An 18,806-nucleotide genomic window follows, 5' to 3' on the forward strand; every position below is an offset into this window, starting at 1 on the left:
ATCGGTCGGAGGAACCACCCGAGCGTGCCCGTTGATCATGCTGTCGCACCGGAAACGCCAAGATCCCCGACAGAGTCAAGTTGAGAAGCTGTGCCGGAACTGCTGATCTGTACCGTTCCGTGGCGGCGGGCGAAAGGTTTCAGGCAACCCGGACCGGATCCAAGATGGTCATGAGCTGGTCGCGGAACCAGAGGAGGTATGCCAGGCGTCTCCTGAGCGATCAAGAGGGCGAGGGGATCGCACGGTGCGGATCTTTATCAGTGCAGACATGGAGGGCGTCACGGGGCTCGTCGATGCCGACGATGTCCAGCCTGGCGGCCGGGACTATGAGCGTGGACGGCTGATGATGGCGGAGGATGTCAACGCGGCTGTCCGTGGAGCCGTCGCGGCCGGCGCGACCGACATCATCGTCAACGATGCGCACGGTCCGATGCGCAACATCCTGCCCGAGTCCTTGCACCCGGCAGCCCGACTTATCCGCGGCAGGCCCAAGCACATGGGCATGCTCGAAGGCCTCACCTCCGAGCACGACGCCGTAATTTGTGTCGGCTACCACTCCCGGGCCGGGGCGCTCGGTGTGCTGAGCCACAGCTTTATGGGCCACGAGATCGAAGACATATGGCTGGACGGCCGACCTGTCGGCGAGATCGGGCTGGCTCACGCCACCGCGGCCGCCATTGGTGTGCCGGTGGCGGTCATCACCGGTGACGACTGCGCCTGCACAGAGATGACGGAATGGGACGCCTCGGTAAGGACCGTGGCCGTCAAGTATGCGCGGGACCGGTTCGCGGCAGCTCTGCGCCCAGCGGACGAAGCGCGTGCGGACATCGAGAAAACGGTCGCCGCCGGTCTTTCCGCACTGCCAAGGGCTTCGGCTGCCGCTCCTGGCCCGTCCACCCTCATGGTTCGCTGGCAGTCGGCCTCCGTGGCCTCGACACTGCTGGGCATCCCAGGAGTCGCCTCGACAGACAGCCGGACCGTTCAGGCGCAGGGCGCTCTGCCCAGTCTCTATCGGCTGTTCGGCGTGTGGATGCGGGTGGCGGCATCTCTGACCAACCAGCCGCCGTACTGCTGACTCTTTCGCCGCGATGGTTGGCAACGGCGCCCGGATCAGGCTTTCAGGCCAGGGCGGTGGGAGCGAGGCGGATGGTGCGTGGTGCGTGGCTGCATTCGGATGCGTACGGGTTTGTGGGTATCGGTGGTCTTCACGATCTCGTCGACCGTGCGGGGCCGAGTGCGGGGTGGTTGCGGGGGCCGGGTGAGGCGGCTTCGAGGACAACCGGGATGTGCACTACGCGGCCCTGGGCCAGCCGCAGGACGCCGACGAGTTCATCACCGCCATCACCGCCCTCCAGAGCAAGCTCCGCACCTCGCCGGACCGCTTCGAGCAGGACCTGGTCGAGGGCGCCACGGGCGGGGTGGCGATCGTCAAGAAGCACGGCGAGCCGTGGATCAGGGTCTCGCCGCGCGGCGAGCAGGATGAGCCGGAGTCCCTGGTCGCGATCAAGGCCGAGATCGAGCGGCGCTGGGGCACCATCGACCCGCTGGATATCCTGAAGTACGCCGAGTTCGACACCGACTAGATCGCCGAGATCACGTCGGTCGCCACCCGCGAGAACCTGTCCAAGGACGTACTGCGGCGCCGGTTGCTGCTCGTCCTGTTCGGTCTGGGCACCAACATGGGTATCAAGCGCGTCGCGGTCACCGGCAAGCACGGCGAGAGCGAGGCAACGCTGCGCCGGGTGCGGCACCTGATCGTCAACCGGGCCAACATGCGCGCCGCGCTGGTGAAGTTGGTGAAGCTGGTGAACGCCACCTTCGCCGCCCGCGACGGGATGTGGTGGGGTACCGGCACCGCCTGTGCCTCCGACAGCCGCGAGTTCGGCGCCTGGTCCTCGAACCTGATGACCGAGTGGCACCAGCGCTACCGGGGCCCCGGCGTGATGATCTGCTGGCACGTCGAGCGGAAGTCGGTGTGCATCTACTCCCAGCTCAAGTCCTGTTCCGCCGCCGAGGTCGCCTCAATGATCGAGGGCGTGCTGCGGCACTGCACCGACATGGAGGTGGACCGGCAGTGCACCGACACCCACGGCGCGTCCATCGCCGGCTTCGCCTTCGCCCTCATACTCGACTTCAAGCTCATGCCGAGGCTGAAGAACATCGGCTCCGCCCGGCTGTACCGGCCAGCCGCAGGCGAGGACGACATCTGGCCCAACCTCGCACCGGTACTGTCCACCAAGACGATCAACTGGGACCTGATCCGCCAGCAGTACGACCAGATCGTGAAGAGCACCACCGCGCTCCGCCTGGGCACCGCCGGGGCCGAGCAGGTCCTGCGCCGCTTCACCCGCGGCGGCCCCGCGCACCCCACCTACCAGGCGATCGAGGATTCGGGCCGGGCCGTGCGCACGGCGTACGTCTGCGACTACCTCGCCGACGTCGAGCTGCGCCAGGAGATCCACGAGGGCCTCCAGATCGTGGAGAACTGGAACAGCGCGAACAAGGACCTCTTCTACGGCAAGGACGGTGACCTGGCCGGGCAGGACAAGGAATCCCAGGAGGTGTCCACGCTCGCCCTCCATCTGCTCCAGTCCGCCCTGGTCCACGTCAACACGCTGCTGATGCAGCAGATCCTCGCTGATCCGACGTGGGCCGACACGCTCACCGACGCGGAGCGGCGGGCGCTGTCCCCCCTGTTCTGGACGCACGTGAACCCCTACGGCCGGTTCGAGCTGGACATGAACAGCCGCCTGGAGCTGGGCCTGACCGCCCGGGCCGCGACGTTGCCCGGCCCGCGCACCCCCGAGGGTGAGAGCGCGACGGCCCCCGCGTGACTGGGGCGGCGTGGCCGAGCGGAGCGTCGACGCGCGCACGGGGGCGGCGAGATGCCGCCCCCGTGCGCGTCCGTCAATGGCGGGCCTGGATCTTCAGGTCGCCGCGGGTCTGTACGCGGATGTGGTCACTGGCGAGCATGGCGTGGGGGAAGCCGAGATCGATCGCGCTGACCTCGTCCAGACGCGCCATCTGGGACGGGGTGAGGTCGACATCGAGGGCTCCCAGGTTCTCCTGCAGCTGTGCGGCCGTTCGCGCCCCGATGATGGGCGCGGTCACTCCTGGGTTGTGCAGGGTCCAGGCCAGTCCGACCTGCGCAGGGGTCCGGCCCAGCTCCGCGGCGACCTCCTTGACGACGTCCACGATGGCGAGGTTGCGCTCGGTCACTCCGCCCAGGGCCAGGTTGAAGCTCTTGCGGGCGCTCTCGCCCCGGTCGGAGGCCGGTGCGGTCAGGTCCTGGCGGCTGTACTTGCCGGTGAGGATTCCACCCGCCAAGGGAGACCACAGCACGGTTCCCAGTCCCAGCTCCTGGGCCATCGGCAGAAGGTCACGCTCCCCGGTGCGCTCCACCAGGTTGTACTCCAGCTGCAGTGCCGTCAGTGGCGACCAGCCGCGCAGGTCGGCGATCGTCTGCATGCGTGAGATCTGCCAGGCCGGGGTGTTGGAGATGGCGACGTAGAGGATCTTGCCCTGGCGCACCAGGTCGTCCAGGCCGCGCAGGATCTCCTCCACGGGGGTGGTGGGGTCCCATACGTGCAGGTAGAGCAGGTCGATGTAGTCGGTGTTCAGCTGCCGCAGGCTGGTTTCGACCGCGCCGAACAGACTCTTCCGGCTGGCGCCGCCGGAGTTGGGGTCGTCGGGCCGGCGCAGCGTCGTGTACTTGGTCGCCAGGACCAGACTGTCGCGTCGGTTACGAGCGAACTCGCCGAGCATGCGCTCGGAGGTGCCGTTGGTGTAGGTGACCGCGGTGTCGATGAAGTTCCCGCCCCGCTCGATGTAGATGTCGAACAGTTTCCGCGCCTCGTCCTGCTCCGCGCCCCAGCCCCAGTCGTTGCCGAAGGTGGCCGCGCCCAGCGCGAGTGGCGAGACCCGCAGGCCGGAGCGGCCCAGCTGCCGGTAGGTGTCGAGCGTGAGTGCCATCGTTTTCTCCTGTGAGGTGTGGTTCCTGGCGTGTGATGTGCTCGGGCCGGTCGTGGGCTCGTGGAGGCGCATCAGGCGCCGAGCCCGTAGCCGCCGGCCACGGTGACGTCCTGGCCGGTGATGTAGCCGGCGGCGTCCGAGGCGAGGAAGGCGACGACTTCCGCGACCTCGCGGCTGGAGCCGAAGCGCTCGAAGGGGATCCTCGCTCGCATGGCGTCCCGGCCGCTCTGGGGCACTGCCAGCTTGTCGAACAGCGGGGTGTCGGTGGCCCCGGGGCTCACGGCGTTGACGCGAATCCTGCGCGGAGCCAGTTCGAGCGCGAGTGAGGGCAGCATCGCCAGCAGTGCGCCGCGTGTCGCCGCCCCCACTGTGGCGCCAGGGCTGCCGCGCCGGGATCCGATGCCCACGGTCAGCACGATCGAGCCGCCGTCGTTCATGAGAGGAAGGGCTTTTTGGAGGGTGAAGTACTGGCCCTTGAAGTTGAGGTCGGCGTGCTCGTCGAACGATTCCTCCGTCACGTCGGCAACCGGTGCCGGACGGAATATCCCGGCGTTGAGGAAGAGCAGGTCCAGTGACCCGAAGCGCGCCGACACCGCTGACATCAGAGCGTCGGTGTCGGAGAGCACGCGCGCATCGGACCGGAGGACGAGCACGTCGTCGGGGAGCTCGGACCGTGCCCGTGCGAGGGAATCAGGATTCTGTCCGGTGACCGTGACCTGGTAGCCGCGGGCGTGCAGCAGCTCGGCCGTCGCCCTGCCGATCCCGGTCGTTCCCCCGGTGATGAGAGCTGTAGGCATGGCAAAGCCTTTCGTCGCTGAAGCAGTGGGCGAGAGTACTCCACAAACGGGGAACTCCCCGGTTGTCTCACCGTACACTGAACCGGGGACATCCCCGAATCGTTCCCGAGCCTCATCCGACACTCACGATCGCGAAGGTCATGACACCTCCACGCAGCACCCTGCGCGCCGACGCGCAGCGCAACCGCGAGAAGCTCATCGCCACGGCCGCCCAAGCCTTCGCATCGGGACGCGCAATCTCGCTGGACGCGATCGCCAAACGCGCGGGAGTGGGCAACGCCACCCTGTACCGGCACTTCCCCACCCGAGAGGACCTGGTCGAAGAGGTCTACCGGGACCAGATCCGCCCCTTGCGCGAAGATGCGCGCACCCTGCTGGCCACCGAGCCGCCCGCCCAGGCCCTCCACGCGTGGATGCTCCGATTCGCCGACTGGGCCGGTGAACGGCGCGGCATCTGTGAGGCCCTGGTCGCCATGAGCGCTTCCGGCCGCTTCGGCACCGGACCGGTCTGCGACGAGGTCCAGCAGGTCCTGGCGATGGTGCTCGAGGCCGGCGCCGCAGCAGGAGAACTGCGCAGCGACATCGACCCGGCCGACGTGGGCGGCATCCTCGCCGGTCTGCTCTCCGCGGCCGGCGCACCCGAGCAGCGCCCCCAGCTGAACCGCATGCTGGACGTCGTCGTCGACGGACTCAAGCCCCGCTAGGCGATACGCCAGCGGTTCGGTGAGGCGCCGGCCCATGCCGGGCGACATGGCTGCGGCCGCGGTGGTCGTACTGCCCCAGACCTTGGTGAGAACCGTCGGAATGGTTGCCTACGTTCGGCTCGTTCCCCGCCTCGCGACAGCGCCCGCTCGTCACAGTGGTTGATCTTGGAGGCGTCGGCGCTTCCGGCGGGCGGCGGGGTCGCGTTCGGCGACGTGCCGGGCGACGGCGTCGACGCCGGGGCGGGCGTATCGCTCCAGGGAGCGGACGGAGGCGTGCCGGGAGCGGGCCAGCAGCATCGGGGTGGAGGTGCCGTCCTCCGCGTCGTGTGTCAGGGCACTGTGGCGTTGCCGACGGAGCGTCCAGCCGTCCAGGTCCTCGATGTCCTCGGGCGAGGCGAGAGGGTTGGCCAGTAGCCGGGTCTTCTCACCGAAGATGCCCTCGGCCCGGCGATAGGAGGGCCGGGCCCGGCCGGTCTTGGGGCACACGTCCAGCGTGGGTGTTCCGGCCGGGGCCTTGCGGTCGGTGAGGAACAGCGGGCCGCGGGTGCGACGGGCGATCAGTCGGGGCAGGAGCTGGGCGGTGCCGGACTGCCGGTGAATCCACTCGATCGCCCCGCCCTTGGCGGTGATCCTGCCGCGCTTGTCCTGCGGATATAGGTTCTCCACGTTCAGGCACAGCACCTCATCGGCGCGGGCCGCCGACTCGTAGAGCATCCTCCAGAACGTCTTCTCCCGCAGCGAGGCGTCCAGCCGCCACAGGGCGGCGATCTGGTTCTCAGCAAGGGCCTTGGTGCGGTCGGTCGGTGCCGGCCGTCGCTCGTTCCCGATCGTCGGGTCGCCTTCGATCCACCCCTGGCGCTGCCACCAGCCGATTGCCTTGCGCGCAGTGGACAACTCCCGGTTGACGGTATCGGCGTCCATCTCGTCCGCCAGCTCGGCCAGCACCTCGGGCAGGGCTGGATCGTCGATCGCGGTGAGGGGGGAAGACGGGCGGCTTCGCGCCCGGCGGGCGGGTCCGGGCGGCGCCAGTTCGCCGGCGAGCATCCATCCCCATGTCGTCAGCGAGACCCGGTAGATCCGCGCGGAGGACTTCGCGATGCCCGCGCCGGTGAGGTACCGCTCGACCGCTGCGGCCTACGACGAGGGCGGGGCGGACAGAGGAGTCACCCAGGCGCGCGGCAGCCGGAGCGCGCCCCGCTCCCGAGTTCGGTCACTGATTCGATCATCCCGTCCGTCCCGCCCTTCCGGTGCTGCCGCAGTAAATGCGTACACCTCGCCCCGGTGGCCGGAATCGTCCGTCGCAGGTCGCGATGGTCACGGCAGGAGCTCTGCCGCAGTGAATCCGCTATTTACTGCGGCACCACCCTGGCGGGCCGCCAGGTGGCAGACGTCTGATAAGCCGACCTCGAGGCGGACTGGCGCTATCGCCAACCGCTGTACCGCCGCCCCTCGCACCGGGTCCAGCCCCGAGCATTACACAGCGCTACATGCCCGTTCGCCGTAGTTATACGAGAACAGGGCCGTGTCGGCCCGTGCGCTCGTTCAGCGGCGGCTGCCGGATTAGCTCGAACGCGTCCTCGGCGCCCGCTCTCCGGCTCACCACGTGCATCGGGACACCGGCCAGCAGCAGCACGGTGGCATGCGTGTGGCGGTACCAATGCGGCGTCATCTCGTCCGGTACGGCGGGAAGCCGTCGCTTCACCGCGCCGAGACGCCTGTAGACGCTCTCCGGCCTGATCGGAGCGAAGCGACCGCCCCGATACAGGGTGCAGAAGACGTAGGAGTTGTCCCAGTCGGCCAGCTCGATGTCGGCACCGGCCTCACACAGCGCCCAGACCCAGTCTCCGTACAACCGGTCCAGAGCAGAGCGATGAAGACGCGACGGTGGCCGCTCTTGGCTCGCAGGCCGTGCGGGTGGTCCTCGCGAGGGACGACCTCGACCTGGGCGGTCGTGCCCGTGCCGGTCTTCCAGTCACGGTGCCACAGGCCCAGAGCCTCGCCGAGCCGCAGCCCGGTCTCCTCCAGCAGGGTCCACAGCAGGCGATACCGCAGCTCGCCCGACCAGACCCCGCCCGCCGCGTCCCAGGTCGCCTCCGCCTCGCGGAGCACTGACATCTGGCCGGGCAGCAGCACCGGCACCGTCCGTACACATCCTGACCACGCCGGAACGCCGTCCCGTCCTGCGCGCCACGTGCTCCAGGAACGGCAGGTAGCGTCCCGGCCGGGCCTTCACCGTCTCGTACAGCCGTCCCGCGACCTCGACCCCGCGCGCGGCGTGATAGCGGTAGAAGCCCATGACCGCGCGCGCCCGGCTCGCCACCGTCGCGTCGGCCGCCTTCGTGCCGTCATGGAGCGGCGCCACGTCCTCAGCCACGCTCCCGCGACGCAACTTCCCGACGAACATGGCGAGTTCAGTCACCCCGATGGCATCCCAGGACTGCGCCCGACGCTCCAGGAACGTCCACCACAGGGCGAGGCCCCGTGCGTAGCTCTTGAGGGTGTTGGGCGAGCAGTCCCTCGATCTCAGGTGCTCCAGGTACTGCTCGGCCGGCTCCGCGACATGGTAGTCCTCGCCGAGGACCGTCCACGTCACGCCTTTACTCATGACCACCCGTTGCGTACTTGCCACCGCGCCCCCTGTCATCACTGTCAGCGGCACCTCACCGCTGCACCGGATAACGCGCCTCTCACGAAGGACACGGCTCACGACGCCATGTCACAGAGGTCAACGGCATCAAGAACAAGGTGCGGATAACACGTCGTCCCCCTCGCCGAGGCGTGGACTCCGGCGCGGGCTCCTGGACGGCCTCCAGGCGCCAGGCGTTCGCCAACGACCTGACCCACCCGCAGCTCATCGCCGTGACGGACAACGTGAACCAGTCCAAGGGTGGACAAGGACCCGGCCGAATGGATGCCGTCCCGCACCGCGTACCGGTGCATGTACGTGCGGGCCTGGGCCCAGGTGAAGCACTACTACGGCCTCTCCGTCGACTCCGCCGAGAAGTCCGCCCTGACGAACTACCTGTCCGCCTGCTGAAACGTATCGCCGTAACTCCCCCCACCTTCTTCCGTCGCCCCGTACCGTACGGGGCGACGGAAGAAGGTGATCGCCGATGGCGGAGCTGCGGCTGGGACCACTGCTGAGGTACGCGGACGGCGACACCGCGACCGTCTGGCTCGAGACGAGCCGCCCGTGCACCGCCGAGGTGCGCTGCGCCGACGGCGCCCGCGGCACGGCCCGCACCTTCCGCATCGCCGGCCACCACTACGCGCTGGTCACGGTCACCGGCCTCACCCCGGGCAGGGCGACGGCGTACGAGCTGTTCCTCCACGACGACGACGGCGACAGCGACAGCGACAGCGACAGCGACAGCGACAGCGACAGCGACAGCGACAGCGACAGCGACAAGAAAGCTCACGGCAAAACCCACGGCAAAGCCCACGACGAAGCCAGAGACGAAGCCCACGGCGGCAGCCAGGGCGACGGCGCCGACGCCCCGGTCTGGCCCCTGCCCGACTCGCCCTTCCCGCCCTCCACGATCCGCACGCCAGCCGGGGACGGTGACGCCGTCCGCGTCGCCTTCGGCTCCTGCCGCTGGGCCGCTCCGCCCGCGCACGGGAGCGACCCCGCGGGCCCGGACGCGCTGGACACCCTCGCCGCGCGCCTCGCCGCCGACCCGGCGGCCGACCGGCCGGACGTGCTGCTCCTGCTGGGCGACCAGGTGTACGCGGACGAGGTCTCCGAGGACACCCGCCACTGGCTCGCCGCCCGCCGCGACCTCGCCGAACCACCCGGTGACCAGGTCTCGGACTACGAGGAGTACACCCGCCTCTACTACGAGTCCTGGCTCGACCCGGAGGTGCGCTGGCTGCTCTCCACCGTCCCTAGCTGCATGATCTTCGACGATCACGACGTCATCGACGACTGGAACACCAGCGCCGCCTGGCTGGCCGACATGCGCGCCACCCCGTGGTGGCAGGAGCGGCTGCTGAGCGGGCTGATGTCGTACTGGGTCCACCAGCACCTGGGCAATCTGCCGCCCGCCGAACTGGCCGCCGACCCGGTCTACGCCGCCGTACGGGCCACGCCGGACGGCACGGAGGCGCTGCGCGCCCACGCGACCCGCGCCGACCAGGACGCCACCTCGGTCCGCTGGAGCTACCGGCGCGACTTCGGCCGCGTCCGCGTGCTGATGGTCGACACCCGGGCGGCACGTGTTCTGGAGGAGGACAGCCGGTCGATGCTGGACCCGGGCGAGGAACGCTGGCTGCGCGAACAGGTGCTGGACGATCCCGGCGCGTACGACCACCTCCTCGTCGGCACCTCACTGCCCTGGCTGCTCCCCCACCTCGTGCACGGCGCCGAGGCCTGGGACGCCGCCCTGTGCCGGGGCGAGCGCGGGGCGCGCTGGGCGCGGCTCGGCGAGAAGCTGCGCAGGGCGGCGGACCTGGAGCACTGGGCGGCGTTCCCGGAGTCGTTCGAGTCGCTGGCGGCGCTGATCGCCCGGGCGGGGACGGGCGAGGCCGCGCCGGCGACCGTCCTGGTCCTCTCCGGCGACGTGCACCACGCGTACGTCGCGGAGCCCTTTTGGCCGTCCGGGCCGGTCGGGTCCACCGGGAAGGGCCCCGACGCCCGGGTGCTCCAGCTGACCTGCTCCCCGGTGCACAACTCCGTCCCGTTCCACATCCGGCTCGGCTTCCACTTCGGCTGGAGCCGCCCGGGGCGTGCCCTGGGCCGCTGGTTCGGCCGGCACGGACGCGGCGCGCGCCCCTCCGTCGACTGGCGCAGAACAGGCGGTCCCTGGTTCGGGAACCACCTGATGACCCTCACCCTGCGCGGCCGCTCGGCCCACCTGCGGCTGGACCGGGCGCGGAAGTCACGGAGCGGTCCGGCCCGCCTGGAGATGGTGACGGAGTCGGAACTCACCGGAATCGCCTCCTGACGCCTGACGCCTGACGCCGATCACGAGCCCGTGAGCCCGTGAGCCCGTGAGCCCGTGAGCCCGTGAGCCCGTGAGCCCGTGACATGGGGCGTCGGCCGCCACTCGCGCTCGTGAAAAGAATCACATGCACCCGTGGGGCAACCGGCCCGAGACCCCCGACTCGTTCCTTGCCGGTCACGCAACCGGAGGCCGTACGTAACACCACGGCCGTAACGTCCGACGCCACGCCGCACCACCCCCCGCGCGCGGTTCCAGCGCTGCAACCGCCACGCGCCAAGTCGCCCGTTCCCCGTCCGCGCGCCCGCGCACGACCGGCCCGAGCACGGCGGGAGCCGCCCGGACGGGAGCGGGGCGGGCGAGTGGAGGGCGGAGATTCGGTCATGCCTCACTGGCACCTCGCGCGCCGCCGCAAGCACCCTCACGTGCGCCCGCGGCGAAAGCGGAACGCCGGGCAGAACTCGAGTCATGGCCAAATGTTGAACTTGCAAGCATCACGAAGGCATGCAACGTTTAGGACAGCCGGCAACGCAACCGTCCCCAGAACCGGCCCACTTGTGCGGGCCGTTACGCCAGACCGGAGGAGTCCCCCACCATGACCGGACGCCTGAACAGCGCCCAGCCGTACGCCCTCGGCCTGTTCCGCATCGTCATCGGCCTGCTCTTCGCCTGCCACGGTGCCGCCAAGCTCTTCGGCTGGCTCGGCCAGACCACCCCCGAGGTGGGCAGCTGGCCCAACTGGTACGCGGCTGTCATCGAACTCGTCGGCGGTCTTCTGGTCCTGATCGGCCTCGGCACCCGCGCGGCGGCGTTCATCTCCTCGGGCGCCATGGCCTACGCGTACTTCAAGGTCCACCAGCCCATGGCGCTGTGGCCGATGGAGAACAACGGCGAGGGTGCCGCCCTGTACTGCTGGGCGATGTTCCTGCTGATCTTCACGGGCTCCGGCGCGTTCGGACTCGACCGGTTCCTCGAGGGCCGCTCGACGGCGACCGCGAACAAGCCCGCCGCCGAGGAGCGGCCCGTCGCGGCCTGACCCGCTCGCGCACCGTCTCGACGGCGCCCGCCGCCCCGTCCGGGGACCGGCGGGCGCCGCCCCTCTCTTCGTCCTTATCGGCCTTATCGGCCGTCCGGGCCTTCCCGCAGCCACGTGAACGGCGGCACGTCCCCCGGCCCGGCCCAGCCGTAGGGCGCGGCGTCCTGTCCGCTCCACCCGCCGTACGTGTCCGAGTACGCGGACGAGTACGGGTACGGCCCCGATCCCGGCCCGGCCCACCCGTACGGCTGCCGCGGCTGCCGCGGCTGCCGCGCCGGCTGCGACTGCTGCGCCGGCCGCCCCGCCGCGGGTCCGGCCCATCCGTGCGCGTACCGTCCGCCGCCCGCCCCGATCCAGCCGTCCGCGTACGTCCCCGCCGCCGACCCCGGTCCCGACTCCGCCTGCTCCTGCGACTCCGACCCGATCGAGGAGCCCGGGGGTCCGCCCGCCTGGCTCCGCCCGAACGGCATCGTGAAGCAGCCGACGGCCGCCCCGGAGTCCCCGGGCCGGTCGTGCAGCACCACGGAGGACGCCTCTCCCGGCCTGAACCCCCAGCCGTGCCGCGCCGTCGCCTCGCCCGCACCGCTGTCGTCGGCCGTGAAGTCCAGCCACACCTCGTTCTCGGCGGTGGCGCCCGCCATCTCGTGCTGGTAGTGCTCGCCGGAGTCGTCCGGTTCGACCCCGCAGGGCCTCCGGTGCACATGCACCCCGTACGTGTGACCGGCCCGCATCCCCGTCACCCGCAGCCGTACGGTCGTCGCGCCCGGCCTGCTGTGCTGGTGCACCTCGATCGCGGATGCCTCCGGAACGAGCGCCTCGTCGTACGTCACCGCCACCGGGACGGGTGTGCGGGGCGGCGCGAAGACCGCGGCGTGCCGCGCCGCCCAGTGTTCTCCGCCGCTGTCTGCCGTACCGCCCAAACCCGCCACCACGGCCGTGGTGAGGGCGACGGCCATGCCTGCCACCATCTCTGTACCTTCCTCCGCTGCGTCACTACTTCACTTCTGCACTGCTGCTCGGGCCTTCGCTCTAGTTGGTACGCCGCCGAGGCGCCGTCCGCCTCTCGGGACGGCAGCCGGGTGAACGGGACATCACTGACACTTCCGCCCCCTGCGGACCCTGCGAACCCTCTGTCACACCCGGGGCGTACGCTTACTGACTGTCACCGGGCCGCTCTGCCGTCTCTCGAGGCGACACGACCAGGTCCGACGGGGGAGTCCCGGGGGAGCCCCGGAGGAGTCTGGAGTTGTCGGTGTTCGAGAGTGTGGGGTCGCTGACGGCCAGCCCCTGGATCTACGCCGTGGTGGCCGCGTCCGTCCTCCTGGACGTGTTCGTCCCGCTCCTGCCGAGCGGCGTGCTCGTCATCGCGGCGGCGACGGCGGCAGCGGCCGGCACGGCGACCCAGGCCCACGTGCCCGACCTTCTCTTCCTCGTCCTCTCCGCGGCCACCGCGTCGGTGCTGGGAGATCTGGTGGCCTACCGCGTGGCCTGGCGGGGCGGCGAGCGCCTGGACCGCGCCATAGCCCGCTCCCGCCGCCTCACACACGCGCAGGAACGTCTCGGCACTGCCCTCGCCCGGGGCGGCGGCGTTCTGGTCGTCGTGGCCCGCTTCGCCCCCGCGGGCCGCTCGGTGGTCTCCTTCTGCGCCGGCGCCGCCCGCCGCCGCGTCCGCGAGTTCCTGCCCTGGTCGATCCTGGCGGGCACGGCCTGGGCCGGCTACAGCGTCGCCCTCGGCTACTTCGGCGCCCACTGGCTGGGCGCGACCTGGATCGCCACGGCGGTCTCACTGGTGGCCCTGTTCGGGGCGGGCGCGGGGGCGGCGTACTTCATCCGCAGGCCGCGCGAGAGCTGATCAGCGCGGCTCGACTCGGCTCAGCGCGGCTCGGCTCGACTCAGCGCGACTCGGCGCGGCTCAGCGCGACTCGACTCGACTCAGCGCAACTCGGCGCGGCTCAGCGCGGCTCGGCGGGACTCAGCGCGACGGCGCTTCGCCCCTCCCCCGTACCTCCAGCCCCGCCAGCAACTCGGCCGTGGCCGCCGCGACCGCCTCCACCGCGCGCTCGAAGACCTCGCGGTTGTGCGCGGCGGGCGCCCGGAAGCCGGACACCTTGCGGACGTACTGGAGGGCGGCGGCCCGGATCTCCTCCTCGGTGGCCTCTTCGGGGAGTACGGGCGGACGCAGCGTCTTGATGCTCCTGCACATGCCGACAGTCTCCCAGGACGCAGTCTTCCAGGACGCCGACGCGCGCCCCCGGGCATTGACGCGCGGCTCCCCCTCACCCGATCCTCTGATCCTCCGCACCACAGCCATACAAGGAGAACGGAACGACAGGGTGCCGGAAGAAGGGACCGTGACGATGGAAGACCGACTGACGGTGGCCGTACTGGGCCCGGGCGGTGTCGGAGGGCTCCTCGCCGCCCTCCTGGCCCGCGCGGGACACCGGGTGATCTGCCTGGCCGGCCCCGAGACGGCCCGCACCCTCGCCGACCAGGGCCTCCGCGTCCACAGCACCCTCTTCGGCGACTTCACGGCCCGCGTGGGAACGGCGACGGAACTGCACGAGCCCGTCGACGCGTGCCTGATCGCGGTGAAGCACACGGCCCTGGACGCCGCCCTGGAACGCGTACCGCCGCGGGCACTGGGCGGCACCGGCCTCGTCGTACCACTGCTGAACGGCGTCGAGCACCCGGAAGCGCTGCGCGCCCGCTACGGCGCCGACCGGGTGGCACCCGCCGCCATCCGCGTCGAGTCGACCCGTGTGGCCCCGGGCGTCATCGAGCACGGCAGCCCCTTCGTGGAGATCGACCTGACCGGCGACACGCTGCCGCAACGGCGCCTCGCCCCGCTGGCGGGAGCGCTGGAGGGGGCGGGCGTGAGCGTCCGTGTCCTGGAGGACGAGCCGGCGGTGCTGTGGGCGAAGATGGCGTTCCTCGCCCCGATCGCCCTGCTCAGCACGCGGTACGGCCGCACGGTCGGCGATCTCCGTACCCACCACCGCGAGGAACTGACCGCGCTCGTCGACGAGGTCGCTGCGGTGAGCCGTGCGAGCGGCGCCCGCGTGGACCCGGCCGAGGCCGTCCGCCGGTACGACGGCTTCCCGGCCGCCACGAAGACGTCCATGCAGCGCGACGCCGAGGCGGGCCGCCCACTGGAACTGGACGCGATCGGAGGCGCCCTGCTGCGCGCGGCGCACCGCCACGGCGTCCCGGTCCCGGTGGCGGAGCGGGTGGTACGGGAACTGCCGGCTCCGCGGCAGCCGTAGCACCGCGCAGGGCAGGGGCACCAAGAGCGAACCGGCCGGCGGACCGAGGCGACCGGAGAACCGAGGCGATACCGGAGAACCGAGGCGACCGGAGAACCAAGGTGGCGAGAGCCGAGGCGGCGAGAACCGAGGCGGCGAGAACCGAGGCGACCGCAGCACCGAAGTGGCCGAAGTGCCGGAGGAAACTCGCAACAGAAAATCGAACAGGCGTACCATTGCCGCGTGGCTGAGACCTATGACTTCCCGAGCGATCTCCTGGCCGGGCAGGAGGAACTGCATCAGGTCCGGGCCGAGCTGCTGGCCCTGCTGAAGCGGCTCCCCTGGTCGGTCGAGCCGCTGGACGGCTTCCAGGACGACAACGGCTGGCGCAAGGTGGAGCGCCCCGCGTCCCCCGGCTGGACCCCCGACGAGCAGGCGGAGGTCGAGAAGTTGCGCCAACGCGAACGGGAACTCGCGGTCTTCGTGACCTGCCATCGCTTCTGGACCGAGGTCACCGCCCAGGACAAGGTCGACGCCCGCATGCGCCTCAAGCACGCCCACGACCACCCGGACTCGCCGGGACCGGATGCCGAAGCGGGCCCGAAGGCTCCGACGGCGAAGTAGGCCCGAGCCCCGGGTCGGTGAAGGCCGGCAGCGTCGCCCGTCGCCCGACAGGGGATTCATGGGCCGCGCCCGCATGAGAAGTACATGAAATTCCCGAGCGCGCGGAACGCAGCCGAGCCACCTCCTCACCGCCCCACGACGACCATCCGCACCAACCGCCACGTACCCCGGGCGAACCCCCTCCCACCCCCCTCCCCCTGACCTGCGACACCGAGGCCCGACCAGGCCGCGCCGCACAGCGAAACGCCACCGGCACCGGCCGACCACCCGCACCGGGCGACCGCATCGCAACGGCCGACAGCACTTCACGACCGGCGCCGACCGGGCCGTCCTGGGCTAATCTCGGCGGCCACAGGGCCCTCAACCGTCACCGCCCCGAGCCGCCGAACAAGCCGGGGCTCTCCCACGTATGGAGGCCTTATGGCCCGAATGCCCGGCGCCACTTGGCGCCCGATCAGCGTCAACTACACCAACGGCGGACAGTCCACGGTGCGGGGCGTCGTCGTGCACATCATGGCGGGCACCCTCGTCGGCACGGACGCCTGGTTCAGAAACCCCGAAGCCCGGGCGTCGTCGCACTTCGGCACCGGCAAGGCCGGCGGCCTTTACCAGTGGGTGGACACCGCGGACCGTGCGTGGGCACAGGCCGCGGGCAACAGCTCGTGGCTGTCGGTCGAGAACGAAGGCCAGGGCGGCGATACCCTCACTTCCGCCCAACTCGACCGCAACGCAGAGGTCTTGGCGTGGGCGCACCGGGTGTACGGCGTCCCCCTGCAACTCGCCGGCGGCCCGAGCGGGTACGGCCTCGGCTACCACGCGATGGGCGGCAGCGCCTGGGGCGGGCACACCTCCTGCCCCGGCCCGAGGATCGTCGCCCAGCTCCCCGAAATAGTCGCGCGCGCCAAGCGCCTCATATCCGACACCCCGGAGGAAGACATGCCCGACTACGTCAACCTGGGTCTGAGCAAGGCGTACACGCTGGCGCCCGGCGGATGGCAGTCGATCCAGTTCGGCACGGAGTGGTCCGACGAGCCCGGCGGCCACGCCACCGGCGGCCGGGTCTTCGCACGCGGAGCCGCCCGCTTCACCGGCAGCGTCAGCCTGTCGGTCACCGGCCTCCCGGTCGGCGACACCCTCCAGGTACGCATGAGCGAGTTCGACGGCGACACCCACAAGGCGAATCACCCGACCCACGAGATAACCGGCACCAAGGGCGAGACCTTCGCCGTGGTCCCCCTGACGAAGCGCCTGGGCAGAGGCCGCGAGATGCGCATCCAGCTCCTCAACCAGAGCTCCAGGTCGGTCACCATCACGAGCGCGGTCCTGACCGTCCTGGTCTGGAAGGAATGACCCTCCCCGTCGCCCTCCCGTCCTCGGCTCCCCCTCCCCGAGGACGGGAGGTGAGGCGCACCCGCGCCCCGTCCCTCCCGACCTGCATGCCCCTCTCGCCCGAGGCGGGAGGGGCTGCCTTCCCCTTCTCGTCTCTGGGCCCGGGTGAGAGTTTCCCAGCCGTCAAAGATCGATCTCTGCCTGAACGCCTGGAGCTAGCGCCGGTGCATGAGCAGCGCCCTGGTCACCGGATGCCGAAAGCCCCCAGCCGGGATCGGCTGAAGGCCTCGGTCCGGGTGGGCGCGGACGGTTTCGGACCGCCGGGCGCCCAACGGCGCCACCCACATCCTCACAGTCAGCGAAGTAGGACGGCTCGGGCAGGTTCGATCCGACCACACTAGGCGCTCCGCTTCCGCCTGCGCCTCCGTAGCGGTGCTGTCATCCACACCGTCAGTCCGACGAGAGACAGGACGGCCGCTCCCCCGATGACTGTGGGAACGGCCGCTACGAGGAGGAAGGTGGCCAGCAGCTCCGCCCACGTCGGCTCCTCACCCATCGTGCTTCCGCCCTGTGCCATGACCGCTACGACGCAGGCAGGAAGCGATCAGTTCCATAGCTCCACGCAACCAGGTCACCAGCGGTCATATCGCGCGCCATCTCGACCCACCACCATCCCCAGCTCCCATCCCGTGAAGAAGGTTGTGACCCAATGCCGTTCTGAGTGGCTGGTGTTTATGTAGGGCTCTGTGCGGTGACGGTACCCGGCTGCTCGTACGGCGTCTTCGGCGTAAGCTCCCGTCACTGCCCTGGCGCCGATCCGCGTTGATGCCACAGACGGATGTCGAAGGCCCCCAGCCATGATCGGCTGGGGGCCTTCTCCCCGGTGGGCGCGGACGGTTTCGAACCGCCGACATCCGCCTTGTAAGGGCGGCGCTCTACCGCTGAGCTACGCGCCCGGGACGAGTCGACAGCCTACATTGCCCGAGGGCGTGCCCCGCAAACCTGTGGCGGCGAGGGTGTCCCCGTGCATTCGGGGTGCTCCGAAACGCCCCTGGGCGGGCCCTGCGCTCCAGTGGGAGTGGCGGGAGCGGGACCCTGCGGTCGGTGCGCCGGGCGTTAACCCCACCCTGTATCCGGTAGCCGTCCCGATCGTCCCGGACTCCACCGGCCCGTACCGTCTGACCACGTCCCCGTGCGAGGCCTTCCACGTGGGGCTCGGTGCAGGCTTCTCGTGCCCTCGGTCGGCGCGGTGAGGCCGGAGGTCAGGGGGCGGGGATCATGGGTCGTTCAGTGCGTGGGCGGGCGATGGCCGTCGGTGGGGTCGTCGCCTTGCTCGTGGCGGGTGTCGCCGCTTGCGGGGCCGATGCCGGGGACGACGGTGACCCGGAGCAGCGGTCCTTTCCGCTGCGGGGGCGTGTCCTCACCGTCGACTCCGACGACTACGCGCTGGAGCTCGTGCCCGCCGATGTGGACGAGGTGAGGGTGACCCGGTGGTTCCAGGACAGTGTCGTCGTGGGGAAGGATCCGCGGCTGAGCTGGGAGATGAAGGACGACCGGCTGAGGCTGCGCGTGCGGTGCTCCGGGTTCATCGCCGACTGTTCGGCCAGGCACCGGGTCGAGGTGCCGCGTGACGTCGCCGTCACGGTGAAGGGGGATGACGGGAGCGTGACCGCCAAGGGGTTCACGGAGGCGCTGAGCATCGGTACCGATGACGCGGACGTGCGGGTCTCCGGCAGCGGCGGGCCGTTGACGGTGCGTACCAAGGACGGGTCCGTGCGGGTCTCCGACGTCAGGGGGGCGCTGGAGGTGTACAGCGAGGACGGGTCCGTGCGCGCCGAGCGGGTCGGGTCGCGCAGCGTCAAGGCCGGTACCGAGGACGGGGCCGTCCGGCTCTCGCTCGCGGCCGTGCCGGATCGGGTGGAGGCGCGGAGTGTCGACGGGTCCGTCGACGTCTCGCTGCCGCGCGGCACGTACCGCGTGACGGCCGAGAGCTCCGACGGCTCGGTCGATGTCTCCGTACCGCGGGACGAGACCAGCGAGCATGTGATCGGTGTCCGGACGGAGGACGGGTCGATCAAGGTCCGTACGGCGAACTGAACGACCCGTGTGTTCGTTCTGGTCCAGTGGGAGAATGTCACAGGGCAGGACGGATCACAGCACGG

General features: G+C 70.6%; 18 protein-coding genes, 1 tRNA gene and 1 pseudogene. 12 read left to right on the forward strand and 8 right to left on the reverse strand.

Annotation, left to right across the window (positions count from 1 at the left end):
• Nucleotides 1-244 precede the first annotated feature (244 nt).
• The 3 genes from IEZ04_RS19120 to IEZ04_RS19130 all read left to right on the forward strand — a co-directional run bounded on the left by IEZ04_RS19120 (nt 245) and on the right by IEZ04_RS19130 (nt 2,834).
• On the forward strand, nt 245-1,075 hold the full coding sequence (locus tag IEZ04_RS19120; protein ID WP_189218112.1) for a M55 family metallopeptidase: 831 nt from the start codon (nt 245-247) through the stop codon (nt 1,073-1,075).
• Between the two features lie 211 nt (nt 1,076-1,286).
• Nucleotides 1,287-1,583: a hypothetical protein gene (locus IEZ04_RS19125; protein WP_189218113.1), complete on the forward strand. Its 297-nt coding sequence runs from the start codon at nt 1,287-1,289 to the stop codon at nt 1,581-1,583.
• Nucleotides 1,584-1,592: 9 nt separating this feature from the next.
• Nucleotides 1,593-2,834: a Tn3 family transposase gene (locus tag IEZ04_RS19130; protein ID WP_346158725.1), complete on the forward strand. Its 1,242-nt coding sequence runs from the start codon at nt 1,593-1,595 to the stop codon at nt 2,832-2,834.
• A gap of 73 nt (nt 2,835-2,907) precedes the next feature.
• Here IEZ04_RS19130 and IEZ04_RS19135 read toward each other — a convergent pair whose 3' ends face one another.
• On the reverse strand, nt 2,908-3,972 hold the full coding sequence (locus IEZ04_RS19135; RefSeq protein WP_189218114.1) for an aldo/keto reductase: 1,065 nt from the start codon (nt 3,970-3,972) through the stop codon (nt 2,908-2,910).
• A 71-nt stretch (nt 3,973-4,043) separates the two neighbouring features.
• Nucleotides 4,044-4,769, reverse strand: coding sequence for an SDR family oxidoreductase (locus tag IEZ04_RS19140; RefSeq protein ID WP_189218115.1), 726 nt, complete (start codon nt 4,767-4,769; stop codon nt 4,044-4,046).
• Between the two features lie 140 nt (nt 4,770-4,909).
• Here IEZ04_RS19140 and IEZ04_RS19145 point away from each other — a divergent pair, with 140 nt between their 5' ends.
• Entirely contained in the window at nt 4,910-5,473 is a 564-nt protein-coding gene (locus tag IEZ04_RS19145) for a TetR/AcrR family transcriptional regulator (protein ID WP_189218116.1), read from the forward strand.
• 150 nt (nt 5,474-5,623) lie between these two features.
• Here IEZ04_RS19145 and IEZ04_RS34905 read toward each other — a convergent pair whose 3' ends face one another.
• The 3 genes from IEZ04_RS34905 to IEZ04_RS19160 form a co-directional block, all read right to left on the reverse strand.
• Nucleotides 5,624-6,517 (reverse strand): site-specific integrase, encoded by an 894-nt coding sequence (locus tag IEZ04_RS34905; protein ID WP_229821123.1) that lies wholly within the window; start codon nt 6,515-6,517, stop codon nt 5,624-5,626.
• Nucleotides 6,518-6,977: 460 nt separating this feature from the next.
• Complete coding sequence (locus IEZ04_RS19155; protein ID WP_189218117.1) at nt 6,978-7,325, reverse strand: site-specific integrase; 348 nt, start codon at nt 7,323-7,325, stop codon at nt 6,978-6,980.
• Between the two features lie 120 nt (nt 7,326-7,445).
• Nucleotides 7,446-8,066: a site-specific integrase gene (locus IEZ04_RS19160; RefSeq protein WP_189218118.1), complete on the reverse strand. Its 621-nt coding sequence runs from the start codon at nt 8,064-8,066 to the stop codon at nt 7,446-7,448.
• Nucleotides 8,067-8,228: 162 nt separating this feature from the next.
• Here IEZ04_RS19160 and IEZ04_RS19165 point away from each other — a divergent pair.
• The 3 genes and pseudogenes from IEZ04_RS19165 to IEZ04_RS19180 all read left to right on the forward strand — a co-directional run.
• Nucleotides 8,229-8,510 (forward strand): annotated as a pseudogene (locus IEZ04_RS19165) (HNH endonuclease family protein); the annotation flags it as partial.
• A 76-nt stretch (nt 8,511-8,586) separates the two neighbouring features.
• On the forward strand, nt 8,587-10,416 hold the full coding sequence (locus IEZ04_RS19175; RefSeq protein ID WP_229821124.1) for an alkaline phosphatase D family protein: 1,830 nt from the start codon (nt 8,587-8,589) through the stop codon (nt 10,414-10,416).
• Nucleotides 10,417-11,008: 592 nt separating this feature from the next.
• On the forward strand, nt 11,009-11,449 hold the full coding sequence (locus tag IEZ04_RS19180) for a DoxX family protein (RefSeq protein ID WP_189218119.1): 441 nt from the start codon (nt 11,009-11,011) through the stop codon (nt 11,447-11,449).
• 83 nt (nt 11,450-11,532) lie between these two features.
• On the opposite strand, the gene IEZ04_RS19185 is transcribed toward IEZ04_RS19180, so the two are convergent.
• On the reverse strand, nt 11,533-12,417 hold the full coding sequence (locus IEZ04_RS19185; protein WP_189218120.1) for a hypothetical protein: 885 nt from the start codon (nt 12,415-12,417) through the stop codon (nt 11,533-11,535).
• 284 nt (nt 12,418-12,701) lie between these two features.
• Between IEZ04_RS19185 and IEZ04_RS19190 the strand changes: the two genes are divergently transcribed.
• A complete protein-coding gene (locus IEZ04_RS19190) occupies nt 12,702-13,301 on the forward strand; it encodes a DedA family protein (RefSeq protein ID WP_189218232.1) in 600 nt (199 codons plus the stop codon).
• A 120-nt stretch (nt 13,302-13,421) separates the two neighbouring features.
• On the opposite strand, the gene IEZ04_RS19195 is transcribed toward IEZ04_RS19190, so the two are convergent.
• Nucleotides 13,422-13,652: a DUF2277 family protein gene (locus IEZ04_RS19195; RefSeq protein ID WP_189218121.1), complete on the reverse strand. Its 231-nt coding sequence runs from the start codon at nt 13,650-13,652 to the stop codon at nt 13,422-13,424.
• Between the two features lie 154 nt (nt 13,653-13,806).
• Here IEZ04_RS19195 and IEZ04_RS19200 point away from each other — a divergent pair, with 154 nt between their 5' ends.
• The 3 genes from IEZ04_RS19200 to IEZ04_RS19210 all read left to right on the forward strand — a co-directional run bounded on the left by IEZ04_RS19200 (nt 13,807) and on the right by IEZ04_RS19210 (nt 16,665).
• Nucleotides 13,807-14,712 (forward strand): ketopantoate reductase family protein, encoded by a 906-nt coding sequence (locus tag IEZ04_RS19200; protein WP_189218122.1) that lies wholly within the window; start codon nt 13,807-13,809, stop codon nt 14,710-14,712.
• A 222-nt stretch (nt 14,713-14,934) separates the two neighbouring features.
• Entirely contained in the window at nt 14,935-15,315 is a 381-nt protein-coding gene (locus tag IEZ04_RS19205) for a DUF8825 domain-containing protein (RefSeq protein ID WP_189218123.1), read from the forward strand.
• Nucleotides 15,316-15,735: 420 nt separating this feature from the next.
• Nucleotides 15,736-16,665: a peptidoglycan recognition protein family protein gene (locus tag IEZ04_RS19210; RefSeq protein ID WP_189218124.1), complete on the forward strand. Its 930-nt coding sequence runs from the start codon at nt 15,736-15,738 to the stop codon at nt 16,663-16,665.
• Between the two features lie 863 nt (nt 16,666-17,528).
• On the opposite strand, the gene IEZ04_RS19215 is transcribed toward IEZ04_RS19210, so the two are convergent.
• A tRNA-Val gene (locus IEZ04_RS19215) sits at nt 17,529-17,600 on the reverse strand.
• A 322-nt stretch (nt 17,601-17,922) separates the two neighbouring features.
• Between IEZ04_RS19215 and IEZ04_RS19220 the strand changes: the two genes are divergently transcribed.
• The gene (locus IEZ04_RS19220; protein WP_189218125.1) at nt 17,923-18,741 is read left to right on the forward strand and encodes a DUF4097 family beta strand repeat-containing protein; all 819 of its coding nucleotides are present in this window, start codon (nt 17,923-17,925) and stop codon (nt 18,739-18,741) included.
• Nucleotides 18,742-18,806 lie beyond the last annotated feature (65 nt).

Source organism: Streptomyces ruber, assembly GCF_014648075.1.
Classification (GTDB): domain Bacteria; phylum Actinomycetota; class Actinomycetes; order Streptomycetales; family Streptomycetaceae; genus Streptomyces; species Streptomyces ruber.